11 protein-coding genes are annotated in these 13,415 nt (G+C 68.6%); 3 read left to right on the top strand and 8 right to left on the bottom strand.

Annotated elements, in window-relative coordinates; all coding sequences use genetic code 11:
• Nucleotides 1-48 precede the first annotated feature (48 nt).
• From IT882_RS02940 to IT882_RS02930, 3 genes are read right to left on the bottom strand one after another with little or no spacing between them, the layout of a single operon-like run.
• The gene (locus IT882_RS02940; protein WP_195693100.1) at nt 49-3,048 is read right to left on the bottom strand and encodes a hypothetical protein; all 3,000 of its coding nucleotides are present in this window, start codon (nt 3,046-3,048) and stop codon (nt 49-51) included.
• Between the two features lie 24 nt (nt 3,049-3,072).
• Nucleotides 3,073-4,113: an ABC transporter permease gene (locus IT882_RS02935; protein ID WP_195693099.1), complete on the bottom strand. Its 1,041-nt coding sequence runs from the start codon at nt 4,111-4,113 to the stop codon at nt 3,073-3,075.
• Complete coding sequence (locus IT882_RS02930) at nt 4,110-5,036, bottom strand: ABC transporter ATP-binding protein (RefSeq protein WP_195693098.1); 927 nt, start codon at nt 5,034-5,036, stop codon at nt 4,110-4,112. Before IT882_RS02930 ends, IT882_RS02935 begins: the two co-directional genes overlap by 4 nt.
• A 389-nt stretch (nt 5,037-5,425) precedes the next feature.
• Here IT882_RS02930 and IT882_RS02925 point away from each other — a divergent pair, with 389 nt between their 5' ends.
• Nucleotides 5,426-5,704 carry a helix-turn-helix transcriptional regulator gene (locus IT882_RS02925; RefSeq protein ID WP_229382266.1) on the top strand — a complete coding sequence of 93 codons (279 nt, stop codon included), beginning with the start codon at nt 5,426-5,428 and terminating at the stop codon, nt 5,702-5,704.
• Nucleotides 5,705-5,815: 111 nt separating this feature from the next.
• Nucleotides 5,816-6,112, top strand: coding sequence for a hypothetical protein (locus IT882_RS02920; RefSeq protein WP_195693097.1), 297 nt, complete (start codon nt 5,816-5,818; stop codon nt 6,110-6,112).
• Here IT882_RS02920 and IT882_RS02915 read toward each other — a convergent pair whose 3' ends face one another.
• From IT882_RS02915 to IT882_RS02900, 4 genes are all read right to left on the bottom strand, one after another.
• Complete coding sequence (locus tag IT882_RS02915) at nt 6,113-7,795, bottom strand: sensor histidine kinase (protein WP_195693096.1); 1,683 nt, start codon at nt 7,793-7,795, stop codon at nt 6,113-6,115. It lies immediately after the preceding gene.
• 142 nt (nt 7,796-7,937) lie between these two features.
• Nucleotides 7,938-9,140 (bottom strand): PAS domain-containing sensor histidine kinase, encoded by a 1,203-nt coding sequence (locus tag IT882_RS02910; RefSeq protein ID WP_195693095.1) that lies wholly within the window; start codon nt 9,138-9,140, stop codon nt 7,938-7,940.
• Complete coding sequence (locus tag IT882_RS02905; RefSeq protein WP_195693094.1) at nt 9,101-9,634, bottom strand: hypothetical protein; 534 nt, start codon at nt 9,632-9,634, stop codon at nt 9,101-9,103. Before IT882_RS02905 ends, IT882_RS02910 begins: the two co-directional genes overlap by 40 nt.
• A gap of 52 nt (nt 9,635-9,686) precedes the next feature.
• Complete coding sequence (locus IT882_RS02900) at nt 9,687-10,676, bottom strand: glycerophosphodiester phosphodiesterase family protein (RefSeq protein WP_195693093.1); 990 nt, start codon at nt 10,674-10,676, stop codon at nt 9,687-9,689.
• A gap of 122 nt (nt 10,677-10,798) precedes the next feature.
• Between IT882_RS02900 and IT882_RS02895 the strand changes: the two genes are divergently transcribed.
• Entirely contained in the window at nt 10,799-11,734 is a 936-nt protein-coding gene (locus IT882_RS02895; protein WP_195693092.1) for a Bax inhibitor-1/YccA family membrane protein, read from the top strand.
• A 222-nt stretch (nt 11,735-11,956) separates the two neighbouring features.
• Here the strand turns inward: IT882_RS02895 and IT882_RS02890 are convergent, their stop codons facing one another.
• The gene (locus IT882_RS02890; protein WP_229382265.1) at nt 11,957-13,363 is read right to left on the bottom strand and encodes a glycosyltransferase family 4 protein; all 1,407 of its coding nucleotides are present in this window, start codon (nt 13,361-13,363) and stop codon (nt 11,957-11,959) included.
• Nucleotides 13,364-13,415 lie beyond the last annotated feature (52 nt).

Raw genomic sequence — 13,415 nt, 5'->3', positions numbered from 1 at the left:
TTGCAACGGCAGCGGATGGTGCCCGCGAATCACTCCGAGGCTAGATCGTCACGACGAGACCTCATCGCGCCGCCAGGTCACAGCGAGGAACACGCCGATGAGCCCCACGACCGCGCCGACTCCCGCCGCGAACCAGGGTGTCTCGGGTGGGATATCGAGGTACGTCGTGATGCCCAGAATTCGCGCGAGACCCCAGGGCAGCAGTCCCATCTCGTCGTTCCAGAGCGTCAGCGCCGATTCAAGCCCGACGAGCCCGACGACCACAGCCGGGATCGCGAGCCCGGCGCCGATGCCGGCGAGCACGATTCCGGTAGCCCGGCGCGCACCGAACTGGCTCGACAGCGCCCACCCCGCCGCAACGAACAGCCACACGAACAGGGCGAACGCAATCGTGATGTAGATCGAGCGGCGAAGCGGATCGGTCCAGAAAATGAACCAGTATCCGCCCGGACCCGTGAACGAGAGCGCGAAGAGCGTGAGGATGCTGCGCAGCACAAGAACGCCACCGACCGCAGCGATGACCGGCCACGGCGAGCGCTCGCGCACGAACGCGCGCACGACGAGCAGGAAGACCAGCCAGGCCCCGAACACCACGGCAAGGTGGGTCCACGACAAGAACGAAGTCTGCACGGCGCGCGTTGCCACGAGCAGGCCGCCCGGGACGATGATCAACAGCCAGCGGTCCAGGGGCAGCATCCCGAGCGTCGATTCCCGCGCCCGCCAGGGTCGCGTCGCCGCAAGCCATGCCGCCCGCGCCGCCGCCGCACCAGGTCGGCGCACCAGGCGGGTCCGCGCCGACAGCATCCCGATCACCACCCACGTGACCGCGAGAACGAGAAGGATGCGGGCAAGCCACGCCATCGCCAGGTCGCGGTCCGCGCGCTCGACACCCAACTGCGCAGCGGTCAGGTTGTACGCGGGGTAGTTGACATCGCCGGTGTAGGTCGCCGTGTGCTCGGCGGCGAGCGCGACGAACGCGTCCCGGTCGCTCTGCCACGCGGCGTACGCGTCGGCAGAGCCCGTGTCGTGCCACTGCGCCTGATGCAGGATCATCGCCCGGTACGTCGAGAGCAGGTGCAACACGTCAGCTTCATACGCAAGGGTTCCGACGAACGCCTCCCGCATCGCGGGGTCACGCCAGGTGGCTGCATCCGTGGCCTCGACGAGCGCCTGCATCTCATCGACAGCAGCCGCGGCCCGCTCTCCCCCGGCGATCGCGTCATCGATCTGGTCGCGGGAAACCTCATAGATGACATCGAGCACGGCAGAGTCGCCGGTGAGGATGTCCCACTCGAAGATCCACATCATGGGTGGCGGCTCGAGACCGATCGCGAACACCCGTTGCTCGGCGAACGGTTCGATGTAGAGGCCCTGCGTGACCGCTTCGCGCGAGAGTGCCATCGCCTCGGTGATCGCCGACACGGTCGCCGGGTCATCGCTGAACCACTCCCGAGCCCACCCCGCGGTGATCGCGGCGACATCGGCATCCGGATCCCGCGCCAACGCCCCCGCGAGCTGGGTGTTCAGCTCATACAGCTGCCAGAATCCGGTCTTCAGGTACAGCGTCATGGGGCCCGCACGCCACGGGCCGCCATCCTGGGTCCACACCCAGACGCCTTCGATCTGGGGGTTCTCGGCGAGCAGCGTCTGCAGCGCGTACTGGTACTCGGGCCCGAGGTCGTTCGGGAACGCTCCGAAGTTCTCGAACTCGCGCCGGCTCTGAAACTCGATGATCCGGCGCTGGTCCCCCTGCGCGAGGGTGTCGTTGAGAGGCAGCCAACTGTAGAAGTCGCCGAGGGTGTACTTGGTCGAAACGATCAGCGCCGGCGAGTCGATCCCGGCGAGCACCTCGTCGTAGGACTGCACGTTCGTGTGCATGTCGCCGACAGCGCCGACCCCGACGCTCCACGACCGGAAGATCACCTCGCGATCGGAAGCCTCGGCCTGCGCGGTGAACGCCTCGAGCATCGCGTGAACGTCAGACGCCTCGGTCACCGCGAGCTTCGAGGACACGTCCCAACCATCGACGTCGTAGACCTCGCCTGCCTCACCGATGCGAAGCAGGATGCCGTCCACGGCCGGCGCGGCAGCGTACAGCTCATCGAGTCCGCTCGTGTACACGTCCCACAGCTCCGGGTTGGCGGTGTCGAGCGACCCGAACCGGCCCACGAGATACTGCTCGAGCGGGCTGGTGAGCGCAAGCATGTCGGTGCGCAGGAAGACGTCCATGCCGAGCTCGTCTGCGCGGTCCCAGAACGGCGTGAACGCCTCCCGGAGCGCACGCGCTCGTGCTGCATGATCATCGTCCGGAGCGTAGACACCGTCCACCGCGTCGAAGGTCACGTACTCGACGAACCCGGGAAAGGCGACGGCGGTGTATCCATCGGCAAGCACATGGCGAAGGAACGCGTCGAACTCTCCGTACGCCTCCGCGAGAGCGCCCTCGTCAATGTACGGCGCGTCCGGCACGATGACGTTCTCGAAGGCCCGGGATGCGTGTGAGTAGTCGGTGCCGGCAGCCCAGGCTTCGGCATCCGGCACGACGCCGACAGCGCCGAGGTCGACCATCCGGAACGGGAGGCGCGAGGCCACCTCGACGCCGAGGTCGACGACCGCGGGCTCCCCGGCTCGGATACGGGCAGCGATGTCGTAGATGCCGCGGACCGCGCCCGACTCCCCCGCCGCGACGATCGTCAGCTCACCCGCATCGCCCTCGAGGCGATAGGTCTCGTCGTCCGGATCGTTCCCCACCTCGATCGTGAGGGACGCGTCAGAGCCTCTCCGCGAAGCATCGGCGACGGCATCCAGCAGCTCGTCCAGCGCAGCGTCGTAGCGAGGTCCGCTCGGCGCGTCGACAGTCGTGAACCGCGGGGGCGGGGCGACGTCGGTCGCCGGGGCGACCTCCGGCGGCTGCGGCTGCATCTGCGCGGCGGGTTCGGTGCGGATGCCGAGAGCATCGGTCACGACCACGGCGACGCCAGCGCCCACGGCAAGCAAGACCGTCGCCGTGATAACGGCGAGGATGCTGCGCCGCACCGCCGAACTCATCCCCTCACGCTACTGCGAGTTGACTCATGCGATGCGCGTTCCCGGCGGCAGCGTGCGCGAGGGCGTCCGCGTGCGGGATCCGCCCCACCACAGCAGCCCGCCGGCGAGCAGGATCTGCACGGCAAGTCCGACGAACCAGCTGGGGGTGGTCTGGTTGTAGATGTCCTCGGGCGTCTCGGTGAAGCGGACCGTCTGCGTGCAGTCGTCCCAGGTCACGCTGTCTTCTGGTGGGATCTGGGCGTTCCGAACGAGGTAGGCGAAGTTGCCGAACAGATCCTCGGGATAGCCGCTCGAGTCGAAGCGCGCCGGGGTCGCGTCGGCGAGGATGACAAACGGGTTCGCCGACAGAATCCACCAGACAGCGTCAAACCTCGGTACCTCGTAGGTGAACGTGTCCCAGGGACCGCACTCGGGCGGGTTCGATGTCATACCCGAATCGTCGTAGACGTAGGAGCGCGACGACTGGGTGACCTCGGTGCGAATCGCTGCGCCACCGAGCCCAAACGCGATGGGTGTCCCGACGACGAGGGCCGCGACGACCAGATACGTAGCCGCAACCGAAAACAGCGGACGGGCGAGAATGCCGCTCAGACCCACGCCGATCGCGGCGATGATCGCGAGCTCGACGATCAGCACGACGAGCGACACGAGCACGACGAGCGGGTCCACCCCGCCGCTGAAGGCTGCGACGAGCATGAACGGCACCGCGATCACGGCGAAGGAGAGACCCGTGAGCCACGCGGCCAGGAACTTCGCGAGCACGATCTCGGCGGTCGTCGCAAGGGTCACTTGAACCGGCGCGAGGTTCGCGGCATCCCGGTCGCCGTTGATGGCGTTGCCCGACAGGGTCGGCGAGACGAGGACGGCCAGCAGCAGCACGACGAAGACGACCACCGAATAGAGGCCGGCACCCGCTGCTCCCGTGTACGAGAAGGCCAAGAGCGAGAGGGCCGTCACGACGACGAGAATCGCCGCGAAGACGCCGAGCATCACATACCAGGCGACGCTGCGCACCCGTTGGGTCAGATCGAGACGGATGAGGGTCCCGAGTCGGGCTCCGCTCACGAGCGCTCACCTCCGCGCAGGTCGAGGAACGTCTGTTCCAGGTCACCGACGGCGGGCGCGAACTCGCTGACCGGCACGCCGCGTTCGACGAGCCGGCGGAGGGCCCCTGCCGCGTCGTCATCCGTCGCGAGCGCGATGATGACATCCGCGCGGTCGACGCGCACGGCGTCGGCCGGCCACTCGAGAGCCGCGGCCACGGATGCCGCGGAATCCGGCGGCTGTCCGAGCAGTCGGATTCGCCAGTCGCGGGTGCGCCGCGCAGCGATCGCCGTCCCCGAGTCGACCGAGCTGCCCGCGACGAGGAAGACCGCGTCGTCGATGACCTCTTCGAGTTCGGCCAGGACGTGGCTGGAGACGAGCACCGTGCGCCCCTCAGCGGCGAAGCGGCGCAGGAGGTGGCGAAGCTCGACGCGGGCTGCGGGGTCGAGCCCGGATGCCGGCTCATCGAGAAGGAGCACGCGCGGGTCGTGCACGAGCGCGCGAGCAAGCCCGAGTCGCTGCTTCTGGCCGCGCGAGAGCACGCGGGCGGGAGCCTTGGCGAGGGAGGTCAGTTCCACGAGTTCGAGAAGCTCGTCGGCCCGGGCACGCGCGGCATCCTTGGACAGATTGTGCAGCCTGCCGGTGACGATGAGCGTCTCGCGCGCAGACAGCGCCCCCCAGGTCCCCAGGGCATCGGGCATCCAGCCGAGGATTGCCCGCGCCGCGTGCGGCTGCTCGACGGGATCGATGTCACCGATGCGGATCGTTCCGGCGTCCGGGGCCAAGAGCGAGGCGAGCATGAGGAACAGCGTCGTCTTGCCGGAGCCGTTCGGGCCGACCAGACCCGTCACCGCGCCGGGTCGGGCGTAGAGCGACACGTCGCGAACCGCCTCGACCCGACCGAACGAGCGTCGCAGTCCGGTCACGACGATGGCGGCATCCATGTGCCCACCCTACGGGAGCGGCCAGCGGGCTGCAGGCGCGCGGACCGGGGACCCGCCGGATGATGTCACCGCGGTCGTGTAGCATGTATACATGCTCTTCGAGAATTCGGGGTCGGAGCAGCGGACGGGCGAGATCGGGACTGCCTGCGGAGGTGGTCGATCGCGTCGCGACTGGCGCTTGATCGCGCTCGTCGTCGGGGTGGCGCTGGCGACTGCCGGTTCGGCCGTATCCGCCGACAGCATCCGCGCACATCCCTCCGGCGCCGCCACGGAACCGCAGCGCAGCACCGTCGTCGCACCCAGATGCCGAGATCACGGCGCGGACGGTGGCGCCAAATGAGAAGGTATACATGTGCATGTATCACCGACTCGTCCGCGACGCTGTATCCGTGGCCACCCCTGACGACGATCTTTGGACCGCCTATGTCGAGGCGCTGGGCGTCTCGCTTTCCCGCGCCCGCGCCGATCGCGGGTTGTCTCAGGAGCGTGTCGCGCACGCGGCCGGCATCTCGACGTTCACCTATCGCAAGCTCGAGAAGGGCGAATCGAACCCGGGAACGCCCGCGAACCCGAGGCTTCGCACGCTCGTCTCGCTCGCCGAGGTGCTGGACGTTCCGCTCCGCAGCATCCTTCCCCCTGATGCCCGGGGGATCGCCCCGGGCCGCTAGCGCACACGGGTCTTCCCGCAACGATGTCGGTGGTCCCTGGTGTCATGAACGCACCGTGCCCACCCCCGACACCGTTGGCGGACTTCGTCGACCCGCCTGAGAAGGAGCGGCATGTGCGAGTACGGCTGGTGCGCAACGGCGCACGCGGCGACGAACCATTCGGCGGACGAGGATCACCGCAGCCCGGGCGTCGCGATACGAGCACGCGTCCGCAGTGTGGACTCAGCGGATGCCGGGGACGACGTGGACCTCGAGGTCGGCATCCTGCGACGCGCGGACGAGGATCAGTCGTGGCTCGTCATCGACGCAGGGCGCGGAGTCGGCGTCGAGATCGCGCTCGACGATGTTCCCCGTGTCGTGAGGGATCTCGTGCGGGACACGACGCTGCGTTCGGTCGCCCACGCGTGATCAGCGACCCGGGCGGACATCGCGATCCGGCGCCGGCTTCGGGGCCCGGTTCGCGGACGGAAGCGCGAGTCGCACGGATGTCCCCCGCCCGGGCGCGGACCGCACGGACACGTCGATCCCGCACTGGTCACAGATCGTACGAACGATGTGCAGCCCCAATCCCGAGCCGGGGATCTGGCTGCGGTGGGCACTCTCGGTGCGATAGAACTTCTCGAAGATGCGCCGCTGCTCCCCCGGCGTCATCCCGATGCCCGTATCGCTCACGACGATCACGGGTTGCCCATCCTCGCGCTCTACGCTCACGCGGACGGCTCCACCCGGTGGCGTGAAGCGCAGGGCGTTCGAGAGCACCTCCTCGAGCGCACGGCGCAACAGGGAGGAGTCGACGTATGCCAGGAACGTGGACATCTCCCGGATCGAGAGGTCGACCCGCAGCTCGTCGGCGGCAGCCCGCCAGTTGGCCACCGCCTGCGCCACGATCAACGACGCATCGGTCACCTCCCGAGATGCAGACACCTGCTGGCGACCTGCAGCGATGACCTTGTCGACAATGTTCCGCAGCCTCGTTGCTGCAGCCTCGATCCGGGTGAGACGCGCGCGTTGCCCGGCTGGCGCTCCGTCGAGGTCGAGGAGATCCAGTTCGCCCAGCAGGACCGTGAGCGGTGTCCTCAGTTCATGACCGGCGATGTCGAGGAAACGATCTCGCACGTCCACCGCGTCGACAAGGCTGGTGATGTCGGCGGCGATGAACGCCGCACCGATGGTGTCGTCACCGCGGGCGATCGGCCTGACCGTGACGCTCATCGCCCGCTGGTCACCGGGCGACCCGACCCAGATCGTGCGCCGCTCGCTGCTCGACCGGCAGATGCTGGCGACCCGTGCCAGCATCTGCCGGTCGAGCAGCACGCGAGTCCTCCGGTCCTCGCCGTAGACGTGGGAAGCCGGACCATCCGACCAGTCGGTTGCCGCCTCGAGTCCGGCGCGCTCGACCAGTGAATCGAAGGAGTCGTTGCGGTGCAGGATGCGGCCTCGCGGCGTCATGACAGCAATCGCGTTGGGACTCGCGTCGAGCACGGATCGGAATACCTCGGCCTGGTCCCGCTGTGCTCGCATGGTGACCAGGACTCGGTCGTACGCCTCGGCGCCCCGCTCGAATTCCCTCCGCAGCAGACGCCCGACCACATGAGCTGACGCGGCAATGAGCGCACCCACCAGCGGAAACACCGGCACGCTCAGGAGGGCATCGTCGGAGAGCGAAAGGCCCCCTTCCTGCGCGAGTGTGACGAGGGGTGCGACGAACGTCAGCGCGACACCGAAAGCGGCGATCGGAATGGAGAAAGCGAGCCCGATCCACATGAGTGGCGGCAGGAACAGCAGCGCCGCCGATGGAACGACGCCTTGCACACCGGGCCAGATGAGCGCGACACCGATGACGTCGGCCAGGGGAACGACGGCGATCCAGCGACCCGGCCCGGATGGCCGCGTGACGGCGACGAAGATCATGACACCGAGTCCGACGACCAGGACCGCCAGGCCGTCGATGGCGTACCAGTACGACCAGTTCCCCCCGCGCAGGCCATCGACCAGCAGGACGACACATGCGGCAATCACGAGCCCCGCCTGCAGGTGCGGCTGATGACGCAGGCGCACGATCGGATCCCCGATCGCCGCTTCCCGCTTCACCACTGCATCATCCCTTAGACCCGTCTGGCTCACCCTGTCGGCCAGGCATGGATCTGTCAAGGACTGCTGCGCGTGTGGTGACGCCGCAGTACCGGACTCGACGCCGGATCCATGGACGGGGCGCCGGCGAACCCGCCATCGGTCAGGCCGCCTCCTCCCCGGGACGCAGCGCCGGTGGCAGACACACGCGCGCACGGGTGCCTCCCTCCGGCGCCGGCTCCAGCTCGATCGAGACGTCGTTTCCCTCCGCGAGGCTCTGCGCGATCGACAGTCCGAGCCCCACCCCTGGAATGGCGTGTTCACGGGCGAAGTCGGTGCGATAGAAGCGGTCGAAGGCGCGGCGGCGCTCGGTCTCGCTCATCCCGGCTCCACCGTCGGTGATCTCGACGACCGGCCGGTCCTGATCGCGCCGCGTGTCGATCGACACCGTGGCACCGGGCGGCGAATAGAGGACAGCGTTGCGGAGGAGTTCGTCGAGGATCGCCCTGAGGCTCCGGGCATCCACGCTCGCGGTGCCGACGCCGTGGTCAGCGAACCGCACGCGCACGTCGCGCTCCCGCGCGAGGGCCGCTTCCCGCTCCACGACATCCCCGACGGTCAGCGCAACGCTCGTCGTCTGCGGAAGCGCGCGCACCGCCGTGCGGTATGCGGACAGCAGATGCTCCACGGTGGCGAAGAGCCGCTGGGCTGCCTGATCCACACGCTCGAGGCGTGAGGCGACCTTCGCGGACACGTCCTCCATCTGGGCGAGCTCCGTCTCGCCCATGAGAACTGTCAGCGGCGTGCGCAGTTCGTGACTCACCGAGTCCAGGAAGCGGTCCCGCACCTCAATCGCCTCGACGAGATCTGTGACGTCGTGGGCGATCAGCACGTATCCGAGCGATTCGCCGTCGTGAGCGATCGGATGCGCGGAGTAACTGACGGCTACCTGGTCACGCTCGCCCAACCAGGCGATCCGCGCACGAACGCCGGGTCTGCGCGCAAGATCCGAGATCGCGTCGCGGGACAGCAGCAACGGCGTCCGCCGATCCGCCGAGTACACCCACCGGCCCCGCGAGAAGGACGAGCCCTCGAGGGCGACTCCCGCTCGCCGCGCCAGGCGATGGGCTAATCCGTTTGCGGTGAGCACTCGGCCGTCCGGGTCGAACACGATGACGGCATCCTTTGTCGCCTCGGATACCGCCTGGAAGATCGCGGATAGCCGCTCCCGGGCCTCGGATGCCTCCCGCGAGGCCGCGAGCGCAGCGTGACGATGCGACACCTCGCGTCGCAGCTGATGCGACGTGACGAAGGCCGACAATGCGATCAGCGCTGCGAACGCGAAGAAGACCCGAAGGCGATCCATTCCGGGGCCGAGCCGGGCGCGCGTCCGGCGATGAGCGCCGGGGACAGCGGTATCGCCCCCGCGAGCACGATCCCCAGCGCGATCGCGGGCAGGGGGAACGCCGCGCCGAGCCAGACCAACGGGAACACCATCATGAACCCGACGCCGTCGACGAGCTCGACCGCTGCGTTGCGAATGATTGGGATCCCGACCAAGTCGCTGAGCGGGATCACCGCAACCCAGGCGGTGTGTTCCCGCGGCCGGATCCGAGCCAGGATCACGATCACGACCGCACCGCCGACGATGATGCCCAGTCCGATGACGGCGCTCGACGTGAACATGTCGGCTCCGAACGCATGGGCAGCGACGACCACCCCGACGGCTGCAGCCAGCAACGCCAGCTGAGTCCACGGCTGGGTCCGCAACGTCACCGGCGAGCCCGCAGCCTCATGCCCACGGCTGCGCGTGTCAATGACTGCCGGACGACCATGTCCGCCGCGGGTTGTCTGGTCCATTGAGGTCACCCCTGCCTCAACCGTGCCCGGTGAGGTACGGGGTGTCAAGCAATCACGCGAAGTACGCGACCCCCAGATCGGGGTGGTCGACGAATACACCGTCGAGTCCGGCGCGGCGCAGCACCCCCCACTCGCCCCGCCAGTTGCCGTACTCGGCGAGGCCTCCGGTCCGAAACTCCGGAATGAGGAACGCGTTCTCGGGCCGACACGTCCACGCGAAGACGGCGAGCCCGCGCTCCTGAGCCTGGGCCACGACCGCAGCCGGGCCGGTGGCACGACCGTCTGCATCGGGAGCGAGGACGACGGTCTTATCGAGGCTGATCCCGTGGACCTCTGCCGCCAGGAGCTCCACCCCGTCGGGCCTCAGCCAGTCGGCGTAGCCGCGCGCGTCCGATCCCAGGACGGCGACCTGGTCCACCGGAGCGCCCTCCATCTCGAGGAGGAACACCAGGTCGGCCCGCGCGACCCGGGCGCGCAGCTGCCGCAGCACGGTGAGCTCGAACGACTCGATCACCACGCGGCGCCCCCGCCATCCCGCCGCGCGCAGCTCGTCGTCGAGGAGGGCAGCGAGGTCCCAGCCCTGGGACGCGAAATAGGTGGCGTGCTTGATCTCGACGACCGGGATGACGTCGCGCCCGCCAGCGCGATGCTCGTCGAGCAGCACGAGCAGATCCCGCAGCCGCAGCGGCGGCTCCTCGTCATCGAAGGCCGCGCTGTCCGGACGGATGCCCGGGATCCGCTCCCGGCAGCGAAGCCTCGCCAACTCATCCCACGTGAAGTCCTCGGTGAACCACCCGACGTGCTCGAGCCCGTCGATCCGCCTCGTGGTGCGCCGATCCGCGAACTCCGGTCGGTCAGCGACATCCGTCGTCGTGGACAGCTCGTTCTCGTGACGGATGACGAGCACGCCGTCGCGCGAGACCACGACGTCGGGTTCGACGGCATCCACGCCCATCTGGATCGCGAGCTCATACGAGCTCCGCGTGTGTTCGGGACGGTAGCCGGGCGCTCCGCGGTGGCCGATGATGAGGGGCCGGGTCACGCCGCCAGGCTACTCGTTCATAGCGGCTTCACAGCGCCCTCGGGTCATTCGAGCACGCCCGTCCGATAGCCTTGATCAACAGCAGACGGCTGTTTTTCACGAACTTTGGAGTGTGAGAACTCGTGGCGGCTGGAAACAACCCCGCATTCAACAACCCCGCGTTCCAGGAGCAGGGCGCGGGCCGTGCTTTCCCGACGAGCGGCCAGGGCGGCTTCGGAACGCAGACGCAGAGCGCATCGGCTCAGGCTGCCGCGACGGACGCCGCCGTCAACGCCCGGCTTGAGGGCGCCTACGCGGCTCCGTCGGCAGGCGCGATCGAGACCGGGCGGATGACGGTCGAAGACACCGTCATCAAGACGATCGGCCTGTTCGCGATCCTGCTGGTGACCGCTGTCGTCGGCTGGATGTGGTCGATGGCGACGGTCAACCCGACCGACCCGACCAGCATGCCGTCGATGGCGCCGTGGCTCATCGGTGCGCTCGGCGGTTTCGTGCTCGCGATGGTCGTGATCTTCACGTCGCGTAAGAAGATTCGCCCCGCACTGATCTGGGGCTACGCGGCCTTCGAGGGTCTGTTTGTCGGTTCCATCTCGGCGTTCTTCGAGTTCATCTGGTCCGGCATCGTCTTGCAGGCAACCATCGGAACTCTGGCCGTGGTTGGTGTCACCCTCGCCCTGTTCGCGAGCGGAAAGGTCCGGGCCTCGAAGAAGGCCACGAAGATCTTCATGGTCGCGATGATCGGCTACCTGGTGTTCTCGCTCGTGAACGTCATCATGATGATGTTCGGTGCGTTCAACGGGCCCGACAGCGGCGGACCGTTCGGCCTCTACAGCGTGCAGCTGTTCGGCTGGCTCCCGCTCGGCCTTGTCATCGGCGTGCTGGTAGTCATCATGGCGGCGTACTCGCTCGTGCTCGACTTCGACTCGATCCAGCAGGGCGTGCGTAACGGCGCCCCGCGTCAGTACGCGTGGCTCGGTGCCTTCGGCATCATGGTCACCGTCGTGTGGCTCTACATCGAGATCCTGCGCATTCTCGCGATCCTCCGCGGCAGCAACTGACGCGCTGATCCCCAGAAGGGCCGCCCACTCCTCGGAGTCGGGCGGCCCTTCTGCATCCGTCGACCTGTGGCGCCATCGTCGCAACGGCCACCGTCGCAACAGCGCACGTCGCAACGGCGCACGGATGTCGCGGCGCGCCGCATCCTCGGATCGACGCGCGGGGTGTCGGCCGACACATGCGCCGTTGCGACTCGCGTCCTCGGCAGGCGAGAGTGGCGGCGGTCAGCGCGGCGCGGGAGACGCCAGGGCGGCACGGACAGCATCCCCCAGGGCCCGCATGGATGCTGCAGCGTCCATGCGGGCGGCGGCAGCTCGCCCCTCGGCGGCGAGCTCGGCGCGACGCTCCCGATCCGAGAGCACGTCGATGAGCGCGGCAGCCAGAGCGTCCACATCGCCATCGTCAACAAGCACCCCGCCACCGCGCGCGAGGGTGTCGCGCGGCCCATACGGCATGTCGTACGCAACGACGGGAACCCCCGCTGCGAGCGCCTCGAGCACGACGAGGGGTTGACCTTCGTTCGTGCTCGCGAGCACGAGAACGTCGGCGGATGCCCAGGCCTGTGTCGCCGGATCGGCGACGTGGCCTGTCCACGCGACGGCATCGTCGATACCGAGCTCGGCCGCCAGCGCGCGAAGCTCACCGAGGGCAGCGCCGTCGCCGTACACGCGCAGGTGCGCGGCGGGCACCGCGGCTCGCACCGCGGGAAGCGCGCGCAGCACGTGATCGACGCGTTTGCGGGGAATCAGTGAGTTCAGGATGACGATGCGGCCAGCGACCGGATCCGTGGATGCCGACACGGCAGGAGCAGGATGCGGCACGACGAACGAGCGCAGCCGACTCTCACCGAACCGGCGCTCGACATCGTCGCGCTGCGAGGATGTCAGCCACAGCACACCGTCGAATCGGTCGGCGACCTCGAACCACCGCTCCCACGCGGCATCCATCGGCGAATCCCACCGGAACGGCGAGAGGACGTGGCAGGCGTGCGTTGTATGCAGCACGCGGATGCCCGCATCAAGCGCCGGTTCACCTGCGGCGACCAGCGTCTCACCGATCTGCCGTGCCTCGCACAGCACGACGACCGGAGCGCTGTGCCCGTCAGAGGCGTCGTCCCCGGGTTCGGCGCCGAGGGCATTCAGCCACGCGCGGTAGAGCCCCCCGAAACCGGGCAACCATCCGATCATCGCGCCGCCGTCGTAGACGCGCACCGGCGCATCCGTCAGATGCCACGCGGCGTTACCGCTCACGATCGGGAGCTCGAGCACGGTAGCTCCACCGTCGTCGGTGATCGCCCGCGTAGGCCACGGCGATGCCGGCGCGGGGCCCGGAATGGCGGCGCGGTACAGCCACGATGGATCGGACCGGGCATCGTCGAAGAGATTGCGCAGGCCCGCCGCGCTGCCCAGGAGCCCCCGCCGCACCCACTCGGCTCGGTGGGCGTCGTGATCGGCGGTCTCACCGGGGTCGACCGTCAGGAGCGTGACGTCGGCGCCCGCGGCGGCCATGTCAAGGGCTCGACGCAGCACCGAGATCGTGAACCCGCCGTCGAGGTCGGGCACGAGCCGCGACGCGAGAACGAGATAGCGCGCCGGCGGCAGCCTGACCGCCGCGTCGGGATCTACTCCCACTCGCCCGCTCCCGCGGTCGAGTGCCACGCTGCGCTCATACGAGTGTGAGCAC

The organism is Microbacterium schleiferi (assembly GCF_015565955.1).
Taxonomy (GTDB): Bacteria; Actinomycetota; Actinomycetes; order Actinomycetales; family Microbacteriaceae; genus Microbacterium; species Microbacterium schleiferi_A.
The sequence above is the reverse complement of the archived record's forward strand: the minus strand, read 5'-3'. Positions and strand labels throughout refer to the sequence as shown.